This window comes from Sphaerisporangium melleum, from assembly GCF_014646695.1.
In the GTDB taxonomy this organism is placed as follows: domain Bacteria; phylum Actinomycetota; class Actinomycetes; order Streptosporangiales; family Streptosporangiaceae; genus Sphaerisporangium; species Sphaerisporangium melleum.
This window is the reverse complement of the sequence record NZ_BMNT01000024.1, coordinates 1-200: the sequence shown is the minus strand read 5'-3', so window position 1 is coordinate 200 and position 200 is coordinate 1. Positions and strand designations below refer to the sequence as shown.

Annotated in this window: 1 pseudogene; it reads left to right on the top strand. The window is 63.5% G+C overall.

The window, feature by feature from the left end:
• Positions 1 to 127: 127 nt before the first annotated feature.
• A pseudogene (locus IEY93_RS39935) lies at positions 128 to 200 on the top strand (IS200/IS605 family transposase); the annotation flags it as partial.

The following is a 200-nucleotide window of genomic DNA, read 5'->3' as shown; positions in this document are numbered from 1 at the left end:
GGAGCGTCGCCTTCAGGTGACGGGGGAATGCCGTCCCTGACTGGTTTGCTCTCTGCTCTCATCGCGGGTTCCTTTCTCCTGAGCATTAGATGAGCGGTGCTGTGATAATGATCGTGTGACTGCTCAGGTGCGCACCTCCCCCGGCGCGGCGTACGACCTGGGGTACCACGTCGTGTGGTGCCCGAAGTACCGCCGCCCGG